This window comes from Aggregatilinea sp. (assembly GCF_036822615.1).
GTDB lineage: Bacteria > Chloroflexota > Anaerolineae > Aggregatilineales > Aggregatilineaceae > Aggregatilinea.
In genome coordinates, this window is sequence record NZ_DAISHJ010000006.1 from 1 (window position 1) to 22,508 (window position 22,508).

The 22,508-nt window shown below is 64.5% G+C and carries 19 protein-coding genes; 13 read left to right on the forward strand and 6 right to left on the reverse strand.

The genetic code is table 11. The annotated features are described in order from the left end of the window. The 4 genes from V7116_RS03440 to V7116_RS03455 form a co-directional block, all read left to right on the forward strand. Window positions 1–738: substrate-binding domain-containing protein (locus V7116_RS03440; protein ID WP_324390457.1), on the forward strand; the 738-nt coding region annotated here is incomplete at its 5' end. A gap of 138 nt (window positions 739–876) precedes the next feature. Then, a complete protein-coding gene (locus V7116_RS03445; protein ID WP_324390459.1) occupies window positions 877–2,091 on the forward strand; it encodes a hypothetical protein in 1,215 nt (404 codons plus the stop codon). Window positions 2,092–2,120: 29 nt separating this feature from the next. Then, a complete protein-coding gene (gene aroE, locus V7116_RS03450) occupies window positions 2,121–2,984 on the forward strand; it encodes a shikimate dehydrogenase (protein ID WP_324390461.1) in 864 nt (287 codons plus the stop codon). 127 nt (window positions 2,985–3,111) lie between these two features. Beyond that, entirely contained in the window at window positions 3,112–3,879 is a 768-nt protein-coding gene (locus tag V7116_RS03455; protein WP_324390462.1) for an SDR family NAD(P)-dependent oxidoreductase, read from the forward strand. A 134-nt stretch (window positions 3,880–4,013) separates the two neighbouring features. Here the strand turns inward: V7116_RS03455 and V7116_RS03460 are convergent, their stop codons facing one another. Beyond that, on the reverse strand, window positions 4,014–4,745 hold the full coding sequence (locus V7116_RS03460) for a sulfite exporter TauE/SafE family protein (protein WP_324390464.1): 732 nt from the start codon (window positions 4,743–4,745) through the stop codon (window positions 4,014–4,016). A gap of 198 nt (window positions 4,746–4,943) precedes the next feature. Here V7116_RS03460 and V7116_RS03465 point away from each other — a divergent pair, with 198 nt between their 5' ends. The 7 genes from V7116_RS03465 (at window position 4,944) to V7116_RS03495 (ending at window position 13,430) form a co-directional block, all read left to right on the forward strand. Continuing rightward, window positions 4,944–6,233 carry an MFS transporter gene (locus V7116_RS03465; protein WP_324390466.1) on the forward strand — a complete coding sequence of 430 codons (1,290 nt, stop codon included), beginning with the start codon at window positions 4,944–4,946 and terminating at the stop codon, window positions 6,231–6,233. Between the two features lie 102 nt (window positions 6,234–6,335). After that, window positions 6,336–7,223, forward strand: coding sequence for a glycosyltransferase family 2 protein (locus V7116_RS03470; RefSeq protein ID WP_324390468.1), 888 nt, complete (start codon window positions 6,336–6,338; stop codon window positions 7,221–7,223). Between the two features lie 91 nt (window positions 7,224–7,314). Further along, a complete protein-coding gene (locus V7116_RS03475) occupies window positions 7,315–8,289 on the forward strand; it encodes a glycosyltransferase family 2 protein (protein ID WP_324390470.1) in 975 nt (324 codons plus the stop codon). Between the two features lie 67 nt (window positions 8,290–8,356). Next, on the forward strand, window positions 8,357–10,327 hold the full coding sequence (gene asnB / locus V7116_RS03480; RefSeq protein ID WP_324390472.1) for an asparagine synthase (glutamine-hydrolyzing): 1,971 nt from the start codon (window positions 8,357–8,359) through the stop codon (window positions 10,325–10,327). Window positions 10,328–10,330: 3 nt separating this feature from the next. Next, window positions 10,331–10,966 carry a class I SAM-dependent methyltransferase gene (locus tag V7116_RS03485; protein WP_324390474.1) on the forward strand — a complete coding sequence of 212 codons (636 nt, stop codon included), beginning with the start codon at window positions 10,331–10,333 and terminating at the stop codon, window positions 10,964–10,966. Next, window positions 10,963–12,003, forward strand: coding sequence for a glycosyltransferase family 2 protein (locus V7116_RS03490; protein ID WP_324390476.1), 1,041 nt, complete (start codon window positions 10,963–10,965; stop codon window positions 12,001–12,003). The genes V7116_RS03485 and V7116_RS03490 overlap by 4 nt, the downstream gene beginning before the upstream one ends. Before the next feature lie 8 nt (window positions 12,004–12,011). Further along, a complete protein-coding gene (locus tag V7116_RS03495; RefSeq protein ID WP_324390478.1) occupies window positions 12,012–13,430 on the forward strand; it encodes a glycosyltransferase in 1,419 nt (472 codons plus the stop codon). Between the two features lie 22 nt (window positions 13,431–13,452). Here the strand turns inward: V7116_RS03495 and V7116_RS03500 are convergent, their stop codons facing one another. Then, complete coding sequence (locus tag V7116_RS03500; RefSeq protein WP_324390480.1) at window positions 13,453–14,532, reverse strand: glycosyltransferase family 2 protein; 1,080 nt, start codon at window positions 14,530–14,532, stop codon at window positions 13,453–13,455. Window positions 14,533–14,650: 118 nt separating this feature from the next. On the opposite strand from V7116_RS03500, the gene dinB reads away from it, so the two are divergent. Together dinB and V7116_RS03510 are read left to right on the forward strand one after the other, a co-directional pair. Further along, window positions 14,651–15,841, forward strand: a complete 1,191-nt coding sequence (gene dinB / locus V7116_RS03505; protein ID WP_324390482.1) for a DNA polymerase IV — start codon at window positions 14,651–14,653, stop codon at window positions 15,839–15,841. Between the two features lie 127 nt (window positions 15,842–15,968). Next, window positions 15,969–16,823 carry an alpha/beta fold hydrolase gene (locus V7116_RS03510; protein WP_324390484.1) on the forward strand — a complete coding sequence of 285 codons (855 nt, stop codon included), beginning with the start codon at window positions 15,969–15,971 and terminating at the stop codon, window positions 16,821–16,823. Window positions 16,824–16,915: 92 nt separating this feature from the next. Here the strand turns inward: V7116_RS03510 and V7116_RS03515 are convergent, their stop codons facing one another. The 4 genes from V7116_RS03515 to V7116_RS03530 all read right to left on the reverse strand — a co-directional run bounded on the left by V7116_RS03515 (window position 16,916) and on the right by V7116_RS03530 (window position 22,473). Beyond that, window positions 16,916–18,190 (reverse strand): winged helix-turn-helix domain-containing protein, encoded by a 1,275-nt coding sequence (locus V7116_RS03515; protein WP_324390486.1) that lies wholly within the window; start codon window positions 18,188–18,190, stop codon window positions 16,916–16,918. Window positions 18,191–18,287: 97 nt separating this feature from the next. Further along, the gene (locus tag V7116_RS03520; protein ID WP_324390488.1) at window positions 18,288–18,764 is read right to left on the reverse strand and encodes a GNAT family N-acetyltransferase; all 477 of its coding nucleotides are present in this window, start codon (window positions 18,762–18,764) and stop codon (window positions 18,288–18,290) included. Between the two features lie 2 nt (window positions 18,765–18,766). Further along, entirely contained in the window at window positions 18,767–20,593 is a 1,827-nt protein-coding gene (locus V7116_RS03525; protein WP_324390490.1) for an ABC transporter ATP-binding protein, read from the reverse strand. Between the two features lie 83 nt (window positions 20,594–20,676). Beyond that, the gene (locus V7116_RS03530; protein WP_324390492.1) at window positions 20,677–22,473 is read right to left on the reverse strand and encodes an ABC transporter ATP-binding protein; all 1,797 of its coding nucleotides are present in this window, start codon (window positions 22,471–22,473) and stop codon (window positions 20,677–20,679) included. Window positions 22,474–22,508 lie beyond the last annotated feature (35 nt).

The window sequence follows — 22,508 nt, forward strand, 5'->3', positions numbered from 1 at the left end:
ACCGGTGACGTCGAAGCCGCTATCGTTCAGGGCGTCGATGGCATCATCATCAGCCCGCTGGACGTGGCCGCGCTCGCGCCCGCCGTACAGCAGGCCGTGGAAGCCGGTGTCGCCGTGGTGACGATCGACCGCCGCGTCGAAGGCGTGGATGGCATCCTCGCGCACGTCGGCGCCGACAACGTCCTCGGTGGTGAGGCGCAGGCCAACTGGGTGCTCGAAAACTACCCCGACGGCGCGACCATCTTCCACCTGCAGGGCCAGCCCGGTTCCGGCCCTGGCATCGACCGTAACCAGGGCGTGCACAACGTCCTCGACGGCGTGGCGGACCAGTATCCGATCGTCTTCGAACAGACCGCCAACTTCAGCCGTGACGAAGCCCTGACCGTGACCGAAGCCGGTCTCGCCGGTCTCGACACCCCGCCCGATGTCATCATCGCGGCGAACGACGACATGGCCCTCGGTGCGCTGGAAGCCGTGAACGCCCTCGGCCTCGGCGACCAGATCGCAATCCTCGGCTTTGACGCCCTGCCCGAGACGCTGCAGAGCATCATGGACGGCGGCATCACCGGCACGATCGAGCAGTTCCCCGGCGGCCAGAGCCGCACGGCGGTTCGCATCATGGTGCTGGAACTGCGCGGCTGCGAATACGAAGCGGGCGACGTGGTTTACCTCACGCCGAAGCTGATCACCGCTGACAACATCAACGATGCGGAGCGCATCGGCGAGCTGGAGCAGTAATCGACCGGAGTTAAAATCAGCCGGGGCAGGTCGTGACCTGCCCCGGCGTTTACAGGCAAGACAAAATATTTAGACGAGGGGTACGTCAATAGACTTTTTTGTCACGGTAAAGTGTAGTGCGTGCGAAGGAGTACCTTCATGGCAGGTTCAACCGAAAAGCAGTTAATCCAACAAGCGTTGGAGCAGGGCGGCGGCATCGTTCGCTTGATGCCGAACTGGGTTCCCCGCTCGTTTTGCGTCCCGGGGCGGCGGCTCCGTCTGCATCCCAAGGATCTGTATGCGCTGGGCGGCGAGCGCGGCGGCATCGACGAGCGCTGGTTCTCGTCCACCACGGCAGCAGACAACGGCCCCGGCACACCCTGGGATGAGGGCCTGAGCTACATTTACGTCGGCGAAGGCAGCAAGGTCACGCTGCGCGACGCGATGGATGACAGCGCCGTCGATTTTCTGGGCCAGGAAGCCGTAGATAAGTACGGCGGTTGGGTGATGTACAGCAAGTTCTTCGACAACATGTACCCGCTGCCGCACCACCTGCACCAGAGCGACGAAAAGGCCGCCGAAGTGGGCAAAAACGGCAAGCCCGAAGCCTACTTCTATCCCGCCCAGTACAATTTTGCGCTTGACACCTTCCCCTACACGTTCTTCGGCTTCGAGCCGGGCACGACCAAGGAACAGGTGATCGACTGCCTCAAGCGCTGGAACGAGGGCGACAACGGCATTCTCGGTCTGTCGAAAGCGTATCGCCTGATGGTTGATACCGGTTGGTACGTCCCGCCGGGGCTGCTGCACGCGCCGGGCACGATGTGCACCTACGAGCCGCAGCGCGCCAGCGACGTGTTCTCGATGTGGCAGTCGCTCATTGCCGACTACCAGATCATCGACCGCTCGATGCTGGTCAAGGACGTGCCCGAAGATAAGGCCTACGACTACGATTACCTGATCTCGCTGCTGGACTGGGATCAGAACCTCGACCCGAACTTCAAGGACAATCACTTCATGGCTCCCAAGCCAGCGGGTGACGTCGAGACGATGAAGGCCGAAGGTTACAACGACGAGTGGATCGTCTACCGCAGCGAGTGGTTCAGCGCCAAGCGCCTGACCGTCGCGCCCGGTCGCACCGTCACGGTGAAGGACCCGGTCGGTTACGGTCTGATCTGCGTCCAGGGCTACGGCACGATCGGCCAGCACGCGATCTCGGCTCCGTCGATGATCCGCTTTGGCGAAATGACCGAAGACGAGTTCTTCGTCACGCAGAAGGCCGCCAGCGAAGGCGTCCAGTTCACCAACCGCAGCTCGTCCGAGCCGCTGGTGATCCTGCGCCACTTCAACCCCGGCCATCCGGGGCTGGCCTAAAAATCGCGCGCTGAAAAGGAAAGGGAGCCATGCCAGCCAACTATAAAGCAGAGCTTGTCGGCGTCCTGGGCTACCCGGTCGCCGAAAATCCGACCGGCGTCATGCAGGAGGCCGCCTTTCGTGAAGTTGGCCTGAACTGGCGTTACCTGAACATCGAAGTGAAGCCGGACGGACTGGCCGACGCAATCACGGGCGTGCGCGCCTTCGGGATGCAGGGCATCAACCTGACCATCCCGCACAAGGTCGCCGTGCTGCAGTACCTGGACAACGTATCCGGAGATGCGGCGGTGATCGGCGCGGTGAACACCGTGCGGCGCGAAGGCGACCGGCTCATCGGGGAAAACACCGACGGCAAAGGCTTTTTGCGCGGCGTGCGCGTGGACGCGGGCATGGACCCGTCGGGCAAGCGCGTCGTGATGATCGGCGCGGGCGGCGCTGCCCGCGCGATCGCGACCGAGCTGCTGCTGGCCGGGGTCTCGGATCTGCTGGTGGTGAACCGCTCGGTGGAACGCGGCGCGGGCATGGTCAAGCACCTTCAGGACAACATCGCCCGCTCCCCGATCCGCTTCGAGCCGTGGCAGGGCACCTACCGCGTGCCGGAAGAAACCGACCTGTTCATCAACGCCACGTCGATCGGCCTGTATCCTGACGTGGACGCCATGCCGGACGTCGATCTGAGCGCGGCGCGGCAGGATATGCTGGTCGCGGACGTGGTATTTAACCCGCCCATCACACCGCTGCTCGATGCTGCATCGAAGCGCGGCATGCCCGTGCTCGACGGCCTGTCGATGCTGGTGTACCAGGGCATGATCGGCTTCACGATGTGGACCGGTCTCGAAGCGCCCGAAGCCGTCATGAAAGACGCGCTGGCGAAGGCGCTGGGCGTCAAATAAACCGTACGCCGGGAGCAGCCGCCTGACGCGCTGCTCCCGCCAGATGCACTACCCCATAGGGGCAATTTACGGATTGCCCCTATGTCTTTATAGATCCATTTGTCTTTTACCCCGAGGAGCACAGCATATGGCCGAATATCCAAGTTTTGAACTGACCGGACAGGTCGCGGCGGTCACCGGAGCGAGTAAGGGCATCGGCTACGGGCTGGCGAAAGCGCTGGCGCACGCCGGGGCGAAGGTCGCGGTCATGGCGCGCGATGGGGACGCGCTGCGCCAGCTTGTGCAGGAGATCGAAGCCGAAGGCGGCGAGGCGCTGGCCGTTTTGCTGGACGTGACGCAGGTTCCGCAGATCGTGCCTGCCATGCAGCGGGTCAAGGATCACTTCGGGCGGCTGGATATCCTGGTCAACAACGCCGGGCTGGGCTTCAACCACCCCGCGACGGACGTGACCGAAGCCGACTGGGACGGCATAATGGACGTCAACCTGAAGGGGCTGTTTTTCTGCTGTCAGGCGGCGGGCAAGATCATGCTGGAACAGGGCTACGGGCGCATCGTCAACATGAGTTCCCAGGCGGGCGAAGTGGGCATCCGCGATCATGCCGTGTACTGCGCGACCAAGGGCGGCGTGAACATGCTGACCAAGGTGCTCGCGCTCGAATGGTCCGCGCGCGGCGTGACCGTCAATGCGGTGGGGCCGACCTTCATCTACACGCCGGGCACGGCGGAACGGCTCGACAACCCGGACTACCTCGCGGGGGTGCTGTCGCGCATCCCGATCAACAAGGTCGGGACCATCGCGGACGTGGCGGGCGCGGTAATTTACCTCGCGTCCCCGGCGGGCGGCATGGTCACCGGCCACCTGCTGCTGGTCGATGGCGGTTGGACGGCGCAATAGGGCGGGCAGCCGTTAGCAAACAGCGGTTAGCCGAAACGCAACAGGGGAAATCGTGTCATCTGGGGTTGGTTTATCTGTAGGGGCGTATTGCGATACGCCCCTACCGCATTGTGCAATGGGACGGCGGACCGGCCCTACTTCGCCAACAACATCACCGCCGCCAGCACCAGCATGCCAGTCATGATGCCGTCGAACACGCGCGGCTGTACCATGTCGATGAAGCGCCGCCCCAGCCATGCCCCGGCCAGCACCAGCGGGACGCCCAGCAGCACGCCGCCGAAATCGCTGATGTCCATGAAGCCCGCCGTAATCATGGTTGGCAGCTTGATCAGGTTCACGGTGATGAAAAACAGCGTCGTCGTGCCGATGAACTCCACGGGACTGACCTTTTGCAGCAGCATATAGGTCGTGAAGGGCGGCGCGCCCGCGTTGGCGACCGCAGAAGTGAAGCCCGACGCCCCGCCCGCGAGATAGGCATGCCAGTTGTGGTGCCGGTACGTCAGCGAGGAGATGCGGTCGCTGACGGTCTTATAGGCCACCGCGATCAGGGTGAACACCGCCAGCAGGATGCGCAGCGCGGCATCCGGCAAGGAGGCCAGCACCGCGATGCCCAACAGCACGCCCACCACCGAAAACGGCAGCAGCAGCCGGATGTGGTACGGACTCCACTGCTTCCAGTACAGCCGCAGCGCAAAAAAATCGCCGAGCAGCAGCAGCGGCAGCGCCATCGCCACCGCTTCCGGGACCGGCATCGCCAGGCTGAGCAGCGGCGTCACGAGCATCCCCGCGCCAGGGCCAAGGCCCCCTTTCGACAGGCCGATGATCAAACTGGCTGCTGCTACAATCAAAAGAACGTTGAGTGTCATCGTGTGCCTGCGCGCGGAGTACCGGACCCCTGCCACCTCGCCAGAACTGCGCGCCGTCCCGGGAGACAGGTTCATTGTAGATCGTAAGGGTACAGGAGCCAAAGCACAGAACGAACCGTGTACAAAGGGGGTTGATTCTGAGTAGTGCACGAGCTAATGTAAGCGGTTAACTGGATTTAACCTGGAAACGCCAACCCTATGACCACCGACAGCCAATCGTCCGACCCACTTTCCGGTTCTGCATCGTCCGCCAAATTGGTCCCGCGCCGTCTGACGCAAGGGTTCCGCGCACTCCACAACTACAACTTCCGCCTGTTCTGGTGGTCGCAGATTGTCTCCTTGAGCGGGACATGGATGCAAACCACCGCCCAATCGTGGCTCGTCTTGCAAATCACCGGATCGGGGCTGTCGCTGGGACTGGTGACGGCGGTGCAGTTTCTGCCCGTGACGCTGCTGGCCCTGTACGGCGGCGTGCTGGCCGACCGCCTGCGCAAACAGCGCGCGATCCTGTTCACCCAGGCCGCGTCGATGATCCAGGCGTTCATCTTCGGCGGATTGGTCGCCACCGACCACATCGCCCTGTGGCATATTTACGTTCTCGCCGCCATCCAGGGCATCATCACCGCCGTGGACAATCCGACGCGGCAGGCGTTCGTGGTGGAGATGGTCGGGCGCGACGATCTGCCCAACGCGCTCGCGCTGAACTCAACCGCCTTCAACGCGGCGCGCATCGTGGGGCCGTCCATCGCCGGGATCATCATCGATCAGGTGGGCATCGCCCTGACGCTGATCATCAACGCGGTGACATTCATCCCCGTGCTGATCGCCCTGCTGCGCATGGATACGCTGGCGCTGCATACCCCACCGCCGCCGCGCAAAGGGAACCCCACCAAACAGGTGATGGAAGGGCTGGCCTATGCGTGGCGCACGCCCGCCATCCTGACGATCTTCATTGCGGTGGCCGTCATCGGCACGTTTGGCTATAACTTCAGCGTGACGCTGCCGCTGCTGGCCGACTTCGTCCTGCACAAGACTGCCGCCGGACTTGGCACGTTGATGTCCTTCCTGGGCATCGGGTCGCTGATCGCGGCAATGGCGACGGCCTACGCCAAAACCGTCAGCCTGAAGCGGTTGCTGTGGGGCGCGTTCGGATTCAGCGTCCTCTTTGCGATGGTCGCACTCTCGCGCGTGTACGTACTGTCGTTGGGACTGCTGGCGGTGATGGGCTTCTGCGGCATCATCTTCGCCATCACGTCCAATACGCTGCTCCAGCTTCTCGCGCCCGACGAACTGCGGGGCCGCCTGATGAGCGTGCACGTGCTGCTCTTTGTGGGCAGCACCCCGCTGGGCGGCTTTCTGATCGGCCTGTTTTCGGACCTGTTCGGGGTTTCGACGGCGCTGTTCATCTGCGCATTGATCTGCATCGCAGGCGTGCTTGCCGCCACCGTTTACGTGCGCAGCCACGGCGCGCTCGACACCCAGCGATAATTGCAGCGCTTTTTTGACTGCATTTTTACGCTTTTCCCCTATAATCGATATCTGAACGCCACCAGCGCGGACGAGCACGCACACAGAACGGACGAAGTGGGGATGACTGAACAAACACTGAAGCTGTCGATTGTCACACCTTCCTTCAATCAGGCGCAGTTTCTAGACGAAACAATCCACTCCGTTCTTGACCAAAACTACCCCAACCTCGAATACGTGATCATCGACGGCAACTCGACCGATGGCAGCCAGGACATCATCCGCAAGTACGAGGACAAACTGGCCTACTGGGTCAGCGAGCCGGATAACGGCCAGTACGACGCGGTCAACAAGGGCTTCGCCAAGACCGGCGGCGACATCATGGCCTGGCTGAACTCCGACGACAAGTATATGCCGTGGACTTTCCAGGTGGTCACGGATATCTTCACCACCTTCCCGCAGGTTGATTGGATCACCACGCGCCATCTGCTGTCGTGGGACAAGCGCGGGCTGGCGGTGAGCTGCTTCAGCCTGGACGGCTTCCACCGCAAAGCGTTCTTCCGGGGCGAGAACCTGCCCGATCGGGGGCGCTACGCCACCGACTTCATCCAGCAGGAATCGACCTTCTGGCGGCGCAGACTGTGGGACCGCGCGGGCGGCCAACTGGATGCCTCGTTCAAGCTGGCGGGCGATTTCGAGCTGTGGGCGCGCTTCTTCCAGCACGCCGAACTGTACGGCGTCGATACGCCGCTGGCCGGGTTCCGCGTGCACGGCAGCCAGAAGACCGCCAACCAGCTCCAGGCCTATCTGCAAGAGGCGACGCAGATCCTCAACAAGTATGGGGGCCGCTCGTATACGCCTTTCGAGTCGTACTTGCAGGATCACTTCATCTCGCGGATGCCGATGAAGCTGCGCGGCGTGGCGGCACGGATGCGTCTGCTGCGCAAGCGCCCGATCTTCAAGTTCAACCACGTCAAAGATCAGTGGGAGCTGAAGTACCGCATCGCGTAGGCGGCCCCGCCAAAAGACGGTATACTCGCGGCGTCGGGCCAACAGCGGCCCGCGCCGATCCTGCTGTGACATCGAAGGTCCTCAACCCGGCATGACCGATCCGTCCCGCCCGGCCTCCGCGCCGCTGATCTCCGTCGTCGTATGCACCTATAACCGTGCCGCGCTGCTGGCCCAGGCACTCGATACGCTCTGCGCCCAGACGCTCGATCCCGATCGGTACGAAGTCCTGGTCATCGACAACAACTCCACCGACGACACGCGCGCCACGGTCGAGCGTTATGCGCCGCGCGTCCGTCACGTGCTCGAAACGGCCCAGGGCCTGTCGCACGCGCGCAACCGGGGCTGGCGCGAGGCACGCGGGACCTACGTCGCCTACACCGACGACGACTGCAAGCTGCCCCCCGACTGGCTCGCCAACGCCCGCCGCGTGATCGAGGATCGCGCGCCTGCCGCGTTGGGCGGTCCTTACTTCGCGTTTTACATGTCGCCCAAACCTGTGTGGTTCAAAGACAGCTACGCCTCACACGATCAGGGCAGTGAGGCGCGCGCGCTGGGACCGGACGAATTTCTGGACGGCGGCAACATCTTCGTGCGACGCGATCTGCTGGCCGCGCTGAACGGCTTCGATCCCGGCCTGGGCATGGCGGGCGGGCGTGTCGCGTACGGCGAAGAGACCGACCTGATCAAGCGTCTGCGCGCCGCCGATCCTGACGCGCTGGTGTGGTACGATCCGGCGCTGGTCGTGCTGCATCTGGTCAAGCCGCGCCTGATGAGCCTGCGCTGGCTGATGGGCCAGCGCTTCGCGGGCGGGCGCGACTGGTATAAGCTCAATCACAGCGACTCGCCGCCGCCCAAGAGTAGGCGTGCCGTACTCCAAACCGTGCGCCAGCTTGGGTATCATGGGATTCAGTTCGGGCTGGATCTGGCGCGCGGCCTGCTCCGCCGCGACCGGACGACATATCCGGCCTTCCAAAATTACCTGTACGAGCGCGGTTTTCGCCGGGTGTTCCAGATGGGCGAGACGGTCCAGGCGCTGCTGATGCAGTTGGGCCGGGATGGTGATTGATCCGCGCGTGAGATCGTAAGCAAGGCCCGGCCTTTCTGCCGGGTAGAGGCAAAGGAACACAGCCGCTGTGTGTGGAATTACCGGTACGATCAGCCGCACCCCGCTGACGAAAGAGGCGCGGGTGCGGGTGACCGCCATGAACAACCAGATGAGTCACCGGGGGCCGGACGGCGCGGGCGACTACAACGCGCCGCATCTGGCGCTGGCGATGCGCCGCCTGAGCATCATCGACCTGACCGGCGGCTGGCAGCCGCTCTATAACGAAGACCGCTCGGTGGTGGTCATCGCCAACGGCGAGATTTACAACTACGTCGAGCAGCGCGCCGCGCTGGAAACACTCGGCCACCGCTTCAACACCAATTCCGACTGCGAGACCATCGCGCACCTGTACGAAGAACACGGCGACGAATGCGTGCAGCATCTGCGCGGCATGTTCGCCTTCGCGCTGTGGGACGTGGATCGCCAGCGGCTGCTGCTAGCCCGCGACCGTATGGGCGAAAAGCCGCTCTACGTGTGGGAGGGCGACGGGCGCGTTGTGTTCGCCAGCGAACTCAAAGCGCTGCTGGCCGGGCTGCCCCACACGCCCGATCTCGATCCCGTCTCCATCGACCAGTATTTCCACTTCGGCTACATCCCGGAGCCGCGCACCGCGCTGCAAGGCGTGCGCAAGCTGCCCGCCGGGCATACGCTGGCGATCTCGCTCAAGCCGTGGCGCGTGCGCCAGCGCCAGTACTGGGATATGGCCGCCGCGCCCGCCCTGGAGGGCGATCCGGTCGAGGATCTGCGCGCGGAGCTGGACACGATCAGCCGCCTGATCGTGCGCTCCGACGTGCCGGTTGGCGTCGCGCTCAGCGCCGGGCTGGATTCGAGCGCGCTGGCGGCGCTGGCCGCGCGCGCTTATCCCGGCACGATGCACGCCTTCAGCATCGGCTATCCGGGCCGTCCCGAAAACGACGAGCGCGCCGGGGCCAAAGCCCTGGCCGATCACCTGGGCCTGCCCTTCCACGACGTCGAACTGGCGACCTCGGACATGGTCGCGGCGTTCCCGCAGGTGATACGCGCGCTGGACGATCCGATCGCGGACCCGGCCAGCTTCGGCTATTACAGTGTCAACCGCCTCGCGCGCGAGCACGGCGTCCCGGTGCTGCTGCAGGGTCAGGGCGGGGACGAATTATTCTGGGGCTACCCATGGGTGCAGCAGGCAGCGGAAGATACACTGCTCAAGCAGCGCCTGTACGCGGGCCAGATGCCGACCGGCGAAAAGCTCAGCCGCACGCTGCAAAGCGAATGGCTGCCGCTCCCGCGCGATCCGTCGCCGGACGTGTGGAAAAACTGGCTGCGCACCATGCTGGGCCGGGACGACGGTCACGAGACGCGCGCCCGCTGGCGGCGCATCGCGGACGGCTACGCCGATACGCCTGTGTTCATGGACAGCGTCGTGGATTTCCGGCAAGCGCAGCTCCGGCGCGGCGGCTATTACGGCCCGGCGATGCAGGCCCAGCTTGAGTCGCGCAGTGCCTACGCGCCCTTCACCGCGCCGCAGCCGTGGAACGTGCCGGTCCTGATGACCAAGCTCATCAGCCAGACGTACCTGCTCGAAAACGGCATCGCACAGGGCGACCGGCTGAGCATGGCGTCGTCGGTCGAGCTGCGGCTGCCGCTGGTCGATTACCGGCTGGTGGAGATCGTGATTGGGCACCGCAAAACGCAGCCGGACCTGAACCAACCGCCCAAAGCGTGGCTGCGCGCCGCGCTGCGTGACGTGCTGCCCGACTGGGTGATGAACCGGCCTAAACTGGGCTTTTCGCCGCCCACGCTGGAATGGATGCGCGCGCTGATCGACGCCTACGGCGGCGACCTGCGCGACGGCGCATTGGTGCAGGCGGGCATCCTCACGCCCGACGGCGCAGAACGGGCCATCCGGCGCGAAGGCTATAAGCGCGGGGTCCTCCCCATGCCGTTCAAGGCGCTGTGCCTGGAGATGTGGTGCAAACAGATGTTGAGTGTGCCTGCTTCCAAAGCCGAATCGGCGGTCTAATTCATGAATTACGATGCGGATTATTTCAACTGGCAGAAGAACATCGGCGCGTTTGGAGGCAAAGCGAACCTGTTCAAGTTCGCGCCCTACCTCCAGCCGACCGATACCGTGCTCGATTTTGGCTGCGGCGGCGGCTATCTGCTGCACGAGATCGCCTGCCAGACGAAGGCGGGCATCGAGATCAGCGCGAACGCCCGTGACGAGGCGCAGCGCCTGGGCCTGACGGTGTACGAGCGCCCGGAAGACGTGCCAGACGACTTCGCCACCGTGATCGTGTCGAATCACGCGCTGGAACACGTCGAGCGCCCGCTGGACATCCTGCGCGCGCTGCTGCCCAAGCTCAAGCCGGGCGGCAAAGCGGTGTTCGTCGTGCCACATCAAAAACCGGATGAAGGTTACCGCCCGAACGACATCAACCAGCACCTGTATACCTGGAACCCCCTCACGCTGGGCAATTTGTTCTACGCGGCGGGTTATACCAACATCCGCGCGGATGCCATCCAGCACAAGTGGCCGCCCAACTATACGCGCTGGTATGCCCGGCTGGGGCCGCGCGGCTTCGACCGGCTGGCGCACCTGTACGCCATCTACAAGCGCAATTACCAGATCCGCGCCGTGGCGGAGCGTCCCCAGGCATGAGCGATTTGCCGCGCGTCTCGTTTGGCATGATCGTGCTCAACGGTGAGCCGTTCGTGCGGTATAACCTGCGCGCGCTGTACCCGTTTGCTCACGAGATCATCGTGGTGGAGGGCGCGGCTCCGGCGGCGGCAGACGTCGCCACGCTGGACGGCCACTCACTCGACGGCACGCTGGAGACGCTGCGGCGCTTCAAGGCCGAGGAAGATCCCGACGACAAACTCCAGATCGTCACGCGCGACGGCCTCTGGACCGGCGAAAAGGACGAGATGTCGCAGGCCTACGCCGAGCGCGCGACGGGCGACTACCTGTGGCAGGTGGACAGCGACGAGTTCTACCGCCCGCAGGATATGCAGGCCGTGTTGGACCTGCTGCGCGATGATCCGTCCATCACAGCGGTGTCGTTCAAGACGCGCACGTTCTGGGGCGGCTTCGAGTCGATTACGGACGGGTATTACCTGCGCGACGGCGGTGACGAGTTCCACCGACTGTTCAAGTGGGGGCCCGGCTACCACTACACCACGCACCGCCCGCCAACTGTGGTCGATGACCAGGGGCGCGACCTGCACGATTTGCACTGGATCGACGGTGCGACGCTCGCCCGGCACGGCATCGTCATGTACCACTATTCGCTGGTGTTCCCCAAGCAGGTCTTCAACAAGAGCAGCTATTACGACCGCGCCGCCTGGGTCGCGCGCAGCGGCTACGGAGAGTGGGCGGAAGGCACCTTCCTACGCCTGGAAGATCCGTTCCACGTGCACAACGTCTACACCTATCCGAGCTGGCTGGAACGCTATCGCGGCCCGCACCCCGAGCAGATTGAGGCGCTGCGGCGCGATCTGGCCGAGGGCGTGGTCAGCGTCGAGCAGCGGCCCACGGATGACATCGACCGCCTGCTGCGCTCCCCGCGCTACATCCTTCAGCGCGCCGCACTCAAATTCCGCTACGACTCGCGTCCCGCCCGCGCCCGTCTGCGCCGCACCCTGGCGCTGCCCAAGCGTATCGCCCGCCGCGCCGTGCGCGCCCTGGCCGCGCGGTGATCCGGCCCATGCCCGCCGAAACCGATCCGCTGCGCATTTTGCAAGTCAGCACCTACGATGTGGGCGGCGGCGCGGAACGCATCGCGGCGCAGTTGATGGCATACTACCGCGCGCAGGGGCACATCGCGGAGATGGCCGTCGGCATCAAGCGCGCGCACGATCCCGGCACGTACCTGATCCCCAACGCCGCCCTGCGCGGGCCGTGGACCCGCTTCTGGTGGCGCGTTTACGAGCGCATGGGGCCGGTCAGCCACCGGCTGCGCGGCGTGTGGCGCGTGCGGCGGCTGGCGGAATATTTAGCGGAGCCGGGCATCGCGCTCGACCGCACGCGCGGCATCCAGACCATGCGCTATCCCGGCACACGCCGCCTGCTCGACCTGCCCCCACAGCCGCCGGACATCGTGCACGCGCACAATCTGCACATCGACTACTTCGACCTGCGCCAGATCTCGCGCCTGAGCCGCCAGCGCCCGCTGCTGATCACGCTGCACGACATGTGGCTGTTCACCGGGCACTGCGCCCACGCGTTAAAAGGCGATTGGTGGAAGACCGGGTGCGCACACTGCCCTGACCTCGCGCTGTACCCGCCCATCCGCCGCGACGCGACCGCGATCAACTGGGCGCGCAAGCGCGACATTTACGCACAAAGCCGTTTCGCCATCGCCGCGCCGAGCCAGTGGCTGCTCGATCGGGCGCAGCAGTCGATGCTGATGCCCGCCGTCAGCGAGGCGCGCGTGATCCCGAACGGCGTGGATGTGGATACCTTCCGCCCGGCGAATGATGCGCGCGCGGTCCGCGAGGCGCTCGGCCTGCCGCCGGATGCGGCCATTTTGCTGTTTACGGCGCTGGGGATTCGCAGCAACGTGTGGAAGGACTACGCCACGCTCGAAGCCGCCGTGCGGCAGATCGCGGCGCGCATAGGGGATCGCCCGCTGATGTTCGTGGTGCTGGGCGAAAGTGGCGAGGACGAAACGTGGGACGGTGCAGCCGTGCGCTATGTGCCCTTCCAGCGCGATCCGGCGGTCGTGGCGCAGTACTATCAGACCGCCGACCTCTATCTGCACGCGGCGTATGCCGATACGTTCCCGAACACGGTTTTGGAAGCGCTGGCGTGCGGCACGCCGGTCGTGGCGACGGCAGTCGGCGGCATCCCGGAGCAGATCCGGGGCCTCGCGCATTTCGATCCACGCTGGAATACGAGCGATCCGGCGGAAGCAACCGGTGTGCTGGTCGGTCCCGGCGACGCGCCCGCGATGGCCGAGGCCGCGCTCGCGCTGCTGGCCGACGATCCGCTGCGCCGCCAACTCAGCGAGAACGCCGCCCGCGACGTCCGCGCGCGCTTCAGCCTGAAACAGCAGGGCGACACGTATCTGGCGTTTTACCGGGAATTGATCGCGCGTCACGCAGCAGATACACAGCGCGCGTAGGGGCGTATTGCCATACGCCCTGTTAACCCCGCACCATGCGTTTGATCGGTCTCAGACGATCCTTGATCCGCGCGACGCTCACCGCCCACGCGTCACGCAGCGCGAACCGCCGCCGCTGCGCCCACGGCTCCGGCCCTGCCCACACGAACGGCGAGCGCGCCAGCGCCAGACACGCCCCCAGGCCGCGCTCGGATTGGCGAGGATACGCCATCCACCAGCGATCCGTCAGAATCTGCGTGAACGCCGGTTCGGGGTAGATCCCGGCGGCGCGGTTGGCCGTTTGCAGCGCCGCCAACCAGATCGAGATCCGGCGCAGATCCCCGTAGCCGCGTGCGACCTGCCACAGCGCCAGCGACTCATGCAGCGCCAGATCCGCCTCCGTGAAATGCAGCCCCAGCCGCTCGATTTGCGCGGGCCGCACACGCTGAGCGCACGCCCGCTGCTCCGCCCGCCGCGCCGACCCGATCTGCGCCGGGTGCACGCGGTAGTGCAGCAGCACCTCCGGCACGTTGGCGAAGCGCACAAACGGCGCGGCCCGCACCCATAGGTCGTAATCCTGTGCGGCGGTAAAGGCCGGATCGTAGCGCAGCCCGGCGGCGTCGAATGCCGCGCGGCGGAACATCACGGTCGAATGCGGCATAACGTTTTCGAAAATCAGGCGGCTGCGGATCGCCGCATCGTCCGCCGGGAAGTCCCACACGTCGCCCGCCGGATCGCCGATCGTCTCGATCCACGTGCCGCACACGCCGACCTCTGGCCGCGCATCGAGCAGTGCGACCTGCCGCGCGAAGCGTTCCGGCAGCGCCACGTCGTCGGCGTCCATGCGCGCGATGTACCGTCCCTGCGCCAGATCCCACCCGCGATTGAGCGAGCGCGTCAGACCCAGATTTTCCGCGTTGCGCACGATCCGGACGCGCGGATCGGCCTCCGCAGCGGCGCGCAGCAGTTCCGGCGTGACGTCGGTCGAGGCATCATCCACGATCAGGCACTCGAAATCGGCGAACGTCTGTGCCAAGATGCTGTCGAGCGCGTCACGCAGGGTCGCCGCGCCGTTGTGCACGGCCATCAACACGGTGATCGTGGGGGACTGCGGGTCGGGCATAGGGGAATTCCTCTCCGGTCGGGCGCATCGCCGCGTAGCATACTCCCGGCGGATCGCGGCGTCAACTTGCGGCGCGACACCCCTCCGCAGTTTTGAACGTCCATGCTACACTTGACGCATGGCGATCCGCAAGATTCTCCACCTCGATCTCGACGCGTTTTTCTGCTGCGTCGAGGAGCAGCGTGACCCGTCGCTGCGCGGCCAGCCGTTCGCCGTCGGCGGGCGGCCCGACCAGCGCGGCGTCGTCGCCTCGTGCTCGTATGCCGCGCGGCAGTTCGGCATCCATTCCGCCATGCCGATGGTCCAGGCCGTGCGCCGCTGCCCGGATCTGATCATCGTCCGGCACGATCGCGCCGCCTACAGCGCCGCCTCGCACAAGGTGATGCAGCGGCTGCACACGCTGACGCCGCTGGTCGAGCAGCTTTCGATCGACGAGGCGTTTCTGGACGTGAGCCTGCTGCCCGGCCCGGCGGAACGTATCGCGCGGGATCTTCAGGGCACGATCAACGAAGAACTCAACCTGCCGTGCTCGCTGGGTGTAGCGACGAACAAGCTCGTGGCGAAGATCGCCAACACGATCGGCAAGGGCCGCGTGCGCAGCGGCCAGCCGCCCAACGCGATCACCGTCGTGCCCCCCGGCGAGGAAGCGGCGTTCCTTGCGCCGCTGCCCGTCAGCGAGCTGTGGGGCGTCGGGCCAAAGACAGAGGAAGCCCTTGCGCGCCTGGGCATCCGCACCATCGCGGATCTGGCGCGCTGGCCCGCCGACGATCTCGCACAGCGGTTCGGCAAAAACGGCGAGAGCCTGGCCCGCCACGCACGCGGCATCGACGAGCGCCCGGTCGAGCCGGAGCAGGATACCAAGTCGATCAGCCGCGAGACGACCTTCACGCGCGACATCGACGACGGCGAAGCGCTGCGGCGCGTGCTGCGTCGGCTGGCGGACGGCGTCGGCTGGCAAGCGCGGCGCGACCGGCTGGCGGGCACGACGATCAAGCTCAAGCTGCGCTGGGCGGACTTCACCACCCTGACGCGGCAGGTCACGCTCGACCATCCCACCAATCAGGACGACGAGATTTACACGCAGGCGGAGCAGTTATTTACCCAGCACTGGCCGCGTGGCCGGGCGGTGCGCCTGATCGGGGTCAGCCTGAGCGGGTTTGAGGATCCGCACCAGCAGCTCGGCCTGTGGGACGATCCACACGCACACGAACAGAAACGCCGCCTGCAAGCGACGCTCGACGATCTGCGCGAGCGCTTCGGCGAGGGAACCATCAAGCGCGGCAGCGATCTTGACGGCGAAGACGACTGACACACTGTTTGTTCACTTTCCACGCGGAACTCTTGGTTATTTTCCCCACCGACACGGCGACTCTTTAAGCCTATACTGTTTTTTAGGTCACTTTGGCCCTATCAGATTTATAAAGGAGTTACTCCCCATGATGCACCGAACCGTTTTAAAACCCGTTCTTGCCGGGCTGCTCACACTCTGCCTGACGTTTTCGTTCACCGTTCCGGCCCTGGCCCAGGGTGACGAGCCGGCCCTGCCGCCCGCGACCCAATCGGGCATGGCCCCCGTCAACGACATCGAAGTGTATTACGCCACCTACGGCGATCCGGCCAACGAACCGCTCCTGCTGCTGCACGGCGGATTGGGCAACGCGGATTATTTCGTGAACCAGATCCCCGCCTTCTCCGAAAACTACTACGTGATCACGATGGACAGCCGGGGTCACGGGCGATCCACCATGTCGGACCAGCAGATCGGTTACGCGCTGATGGCCTCGGACGTGCTGGCGCTGCTGGATTATCTGGAAATCGACGCGGTGAACCTTGTGGGATGGAGCGACGGCGGCATCATCGGCCTCGACATCGCCATCAACCATCCCGAACGCCTGCTGAAGCTGATCGCCTACGGCGCGAACTACAACCCGTCCGGCGTGAAGGACGACATCGATACGAGCGAGCGCTTCAACGAATACATCGAAATGGCGGCGGAAGATTACGTGCGCCTCTCGCCCAATCCTGATAACTTCGATGCGTTCCTCGAAAACATCGGCAACATGTGGGCCACGGAACCGAACTACAGCGTCGAGCAGATGATGGGCATCACGGTGCCGACGCTGATCCTCGACGGCATTCAGGAGGAAGCGATCTATCCCTCACACGATCTGGAAATGGCGACGCTGATCCCCGACGCAGACCTCGTGCTGATGGGCGGTGTGGGCCACTTCGCCATGTGGGAAGCGACGGAGGAATTCAACCACATCATTTTGGACTACCTCAGCCGCTAGCATCCCAGACGCCCGAATGACGACAAGACCCGCGAGCGGCACACTCGCGGGTCTTCTTCTTTTGCTGCCCGCAAAATCGAGGAGGTTTCTGCTCAGGAACCCGGTCCGATCCGTTCACGCAGGCCGTCGCGCACGGCAGTGTCGTCCACCGCGTACAGGTCGATGGTCTGTGCGCCCGCGAAGTCCATAAAGCGTCGCAGCCCGCGCGCCAGCGCGTCGAGGAACGCGCCATCGACGGTTACGCCATCTTCCAGCCAGAAGCCTTTGATCAGCAGCGTGCCCGTGGTGCGGTCCAGCTTTGGATCGAGCCGCGCAACCAGTCGGTCGTGGTGGAGGATCGGCAGCGTATAGTAACCCCAGCGCCGCTGCTCCTGCGGTTTATAAACTTCCCACAGGTATTCGAAGTCGAACAGCGGCCTGGCCCGGCCCCGCGCGCTGACGATTTCCAGCGGCGCGAGCAGGACTATCTCGTCCTGCGCGCCGTCGAGCGGTTGCCACGCGTCTGGCAAAGAACCCGCATGCAGCGCTTCCAGCAGCGGCAGATCCTCGGCCAGCACATAATGTAGTTCTTTTCCGTCGTGTTCCAGCGCCACCGGCACGATCGCGCCTGCCGCGACCAACGCCTGGAAGCGCGCTGTGCCTTCCGCCGCGTCCACTTTGCGCTCGATGGTCCCCGCGAAAAATCGCCGCCAGCTTCGCGCGGTGAGCAGATTCAGGATCCTGAACGGCTCCAGCTCGAAGTAGGCTTCCGCCTCCTCGACGCTGGCGACCCGATCGTGTTCCGGCGGCGCGATCCGTTCGCGCAGGTCGAACACGCGATCGAAGCCCCGGCGGCTGTGCGTCATCAGCTCCCCGGCCAGCCACAGGCGGTAAAGCGCGATGCCCGTCACCTTGCCGGAGCGGTACGTGCTGAAGTGCGGCGTCTCGCTCTTGAAATCGCGCGTGCTCAGCGGCCCGCGCTGCGTCACTTCGTCCAATACCTGCGCCGACACGCCGGGATGCTCCTGCTCGAAGACCCGCCAGCGGTGTTCGGCGGCTTTGCGCGCCATGATCACCCGGTAGTAGGGCAGTTCCTCCATCGGGTGAATGACGACCGTGCCGCCATAATCGAACAGCGCGCGCTCCTTGTACAGCGCGCCCAATAGATGATCGGGGCGATAGCCGTACAGCCGCCCGTACAGCGTGATGTCGTGGCTGCGCGCCACCACGTTGAGCGGATCGATCTGCACCACGCAGCCCGCGCGCACCGCCTCCGCAACCCTCGCCGGGCTGCTGGCCCACCGCCGGGCCGGATACAACCCCTGCTTGCCTAAAATAAAGCGGCGCTGAGTTGCTTTGGAGATGCGCAGTGCAGGATCGGGGGACATGACAGGCTCCTCGCACGGTGGAAAAAACCACCAGAAGGGACGAACTTATGTTCTAGCAATAGAGGGAGTATATCACGTCATAGGGCGGAATGAAAAGTCAGTTCCGTGGAGAAGACGCCTCAAACTCGTACCGCAGCACGAGCATATCGCGCATCTGGATGCCGTTGTCATACAGCGGTTCGGGGAAATAATCGAAAAAATCTTTGCGCACGGCATCCATGCGGAAGCCGCACTTCTGGTAAAACATGATGTTGTCGAGACCGGTATTCGCCGTGCCGACGAGGACGGCGCGCACGCCGCGCCGCCGCGCTTCTTCGAGCACATCCCGCACCATCGCTTTGCCGTATCCCCGGCCCCGAACCTGCGCCCGCACCGCGATGTACAGGAGTTCGCTTTCGTCCTGCGCCCAGCGCACCACTGCCGCCCCGACCGGCTCCGCGCCGTCGAGCGCGAGATAGGCCGCGCAGCCGGGATCCTCGATGGCCCGCACGATGCGGTCGTCGCCTTCTTCCGCATCGTGCAGGAGCGGGATCAGGATCTCAAGATCGTGCGACTCAATAAGCTCAGCGGTCATCATCAGTCCGCCGCGGATTCTTCAAGCAGTTCACGCGCATTCTCCACGTAATCGAGCGATTGGTGGCGGAAGTAGGTGTTGTACAGTTCGGCATAGTGGCCGCCCTGCTCCATGAGTTCGTCGTGGCTGCCCTGTTCGATGATCGCCCCGTCGCGCAGCACGATGATCCGGTCCACGCTGCGCACGGTGCTCAGGCGGTGCGCGATCAGGATCGAGGTCGAGCGCGAGAGGATCAAATCGAGCGCTTCCTGGATCTGTGCCTCGGTGAACTGGTCGATGCTGGCCGTGGCTTCGTCGAGAATGAACACAGGCGGCTTTTCGATCAGCACGCGCAGCAGGCTCACAAGCTGGCGCTGGCCGATGCTCAGGCGCGCGCCGCGCTCGCCCACATCGCTGTGCAGGCCCTCCGGCAGCGTTTCGAGCCACTCGCCGTTGCCGATGCTGTGCGCGACCTCTTCCACTTCGGCGTCGGTCGCGTCCGGCTTGCCGTAGCGAATGTTATCCATAATCGTGCCGCTGAACAAGAACGGTCCCTGCGGCACGAAGCCCAACTGGCCCCGGTAGGAGTGCAGGTCGAAGGTGCGAATGTCCTGCCCGTCCATGCGGATCTGCCCGCCCTGGAACTCGTACAGGCGCATGATCAGTTTGGCGATGGTGCTCTTGCCCGCGCCCGTATGCCCCACGAAGGCCACGCTCTCGCCGGGCTGGATCGTCAGGCTGAAGTGATCGAGCACGCGCGCGCCGGACTTGTACTCGAAGATCACGTCGTCGAACTCGATCTTACCGTGCAGCGTCCCGGCGGGGCGGTCGTCGTCCTGCTGCACAGTGTTCTCCGCATCGATCAGCGCGAAGATGCGTTCCAGGCTGCTCATCGCCTGCTGGAACTGGCTCCAGTACGACGCGATGTTGATCACCGGGAACCAAAAGCGGTCCACGGACTGAATGTACAGGAACCAGATGCTGATGCTGATCACCGCCTCGGTGACAGCGTAGCCGCCCGCGTACACCACCGCGCCGATCGCCAACCCCGACAGCGCGTTGAGCACCGGGAAGACCAGCGCCAGCACCATGCCGCGCCGCAGGTTCACGCGGTACGACTGTGTGTTGACGCCCACGAACTCGTCGTAGATCATCGCTTCCTGGCGGAAGTTCTTGGCGACGCTGATGCCGGTCACGGTTTCCTGAATGTTGTCGTTCACGGCAGCCATCGCGCGCGATCCCTGGCGGGTGACGCCGCGCGCCATCCGGCGCAGGACCAGCGCCGCGCCCACGGCGGGCAGCATGAACACCAGCGTGATCCCGGTCAGCAGCACACTGCGGCTGAGCAGCACCACCACCAGGATCACCATCTGCAACACCTGGTTGATGATGTCGGAGGTAATGATCAGGTTCTGGCCGAAGTCGTCCGTGTCGCTGGTGATGCGGCTGAGGATCTTACCGGTCTTGTTCTCGTCATAAAATGCCATGTCGCGCCCGATAGACGCGGCAAACGCATCCTTGCGCATCTGCGCAGTGAGGTTGCCCACCAGCCGGTTCGTCGCGCGGCGGCGAATCCAGTTGCCGAAGTACTGCGCGAGGTTCACCGCCAGCAGCGCCAGCACCAGCAGCTCCAGCGTGCGGTCGGGCGCATCGCGTTCGAGCGCGTCCACGCCCGCCGCGATGATGATCGGCATCAGCGCCTGCACCACCGACACGATGAAGCCCATCGTCGTGACCCAAAACGCGTTGTGTTTCTGGTCGCTCAGATAAGTTCCCAGCCGCCGGAACAGGTAGCCGTCGCCATACTGCCGGTCGTAGGAATCGCTCTCTAGTCCACCTAAAATACCCATAAGCCAGTCCTGAGTTGCCGTGCAATCGATAAACGCGAGATCAGTTTTTGGGCCGGGCGATCAGGCATAATCGCCCGATCCCCTTAGCGGCTGCTCACCGTCGAAAACTGGCGGCGGGTCGTTGATTTCGAATCGTGTTTGGCGAAGATGCGCTGGTACGGCTCGGACGTGCGCAGCAGGTCGTCGTGCGTGCCCTGCGCCACCACGCGCCCGCGCCGCAGCACGATGATGTGATCGGCCCAACGGATCTGCGACAGGCGGTGGGTGATCAGGATCGTCGTGCGGCCCTTCGCCGCCGCCCAGATCGCCTTCTGGATGCGGTCTTCGGTCGCGCTGTCGATGGCGCTGGTGCTGTCGTCCAACACCAGGATGCGCGGATCGGTCAAAAAGGCGCGCGCGATGGCGAGCCGCTGGCGCTGGCCGCCGCTCAAGGTGACGCCGCGCTGCCCGATGATCGTATCGTAGCCGTGCGGCATATGCTGGATGAACTCGTGCGCCTGGGCCTTGCGCGCCGCCTCCTCGATTTCCTCGCGGGTCGCGTCGGGCCGTCCGAACGCGATGTTATCCGCAACGCTGCGGCTGAACAGGAAAATCTCCTGCTCGATGATGCTGATCTGCGAGCGCAGCGCGGCGAGATTCCAGTCGCGCACGTCGATCCCGTCCAGCAGCACGCGCCCCGACTCGGCGTCGTAGATGCGGTTGATCAGCTTGGTCAGCGTGCTCTTGCCGGAGCCGGTCTGCCCCACGATGGCGACCGTCTGCCCCGGCTCGATCGTCAGCAAGACGTCGTGCAGCACCTGTTTGCCGGGCAGGTAGCCGAAGTTCACATCATCGAAGCGGATCGCGCCTTGCAGCGGGGCGTCGTGGCCCTGCGTGTTCTGGTCGAGATCGGTCTTCACGTTGATCACGTTCAGGATGCGTTCCGCGCTCGCCAACCCGCTCGCCATGCGCGTAAACGACATGACCGACGAAAACACCGGGAAGCCGAACAGCGACAACTGGCCCATGAACGCCACGATGTCGCCCGTTTCAATGGCCCCGGAGCGGTACAGGATCAGCGCGTGCACGAAACCGACGACATGGGCCAGACCCAACAGCAGTACGGTCACGTAGCGCGCTTCGATGTCGCCCTGCGCGACAAACCAGCCGCGCACCTCGTCCACCAACCGGTTGAAACGTACGATCTCGGCGGGTTCCTGAGCCGTTCCCTTGACCACCTCGATCCCGTCCAGCGATTCGGCCAGTCGGGCATTCATCTCGCCGAAGCTGGATCGCACGTGCTGCGCCACGTCGTGCAGCGAGCGCACGTAAAAGTACTGCAGCACGAGGTACAGCACGATAAACGCGCCGGGCGTCAGGATCAGGGCGGGGTGAATGGTCGGGGACACCAGCAGCGGCAGCAGCACGAACATGCCGGAGCCCACGATCAGGTTCACGCCGGGATTCATCATCAGGTTGATTTCGCGCACATCGTTCGTCACGCGCGCCATGATCTCGCCCACGGGCTGGAAGTCGTGGAAGGTCATGCTCTTGCCGAGCAGGCTGACGTACAGCTCGTCGCGCACATCGCGCTCGATGCGCTGCGCGAACGTCTCCGAGGCGTAGTTGCGGATGAACTGAAGCCCGCCGCGCAGAAGCTGGCTGCTGACGATCGCCAGCGCCATCAGTCCCACGTAGTGCATATCGTTGTTCAGGTTGATCGCATCCACGGCACGCCCGATGAACACCGACACAATCGATGCCAGGGCCGCGTTGGTGAACGCGCCGAAGACCATGAGCAGTGCGACGACTGGGTGCTGGCGGATATGCGACCACACAAACCGGATCGGGCTGCGATGGTCGATCTTGTCGAACGTTCGGGCGATAAATTCGGCAGACATGCCACTCCCTACGTGTTGGTTATGCGTTTGCCTGT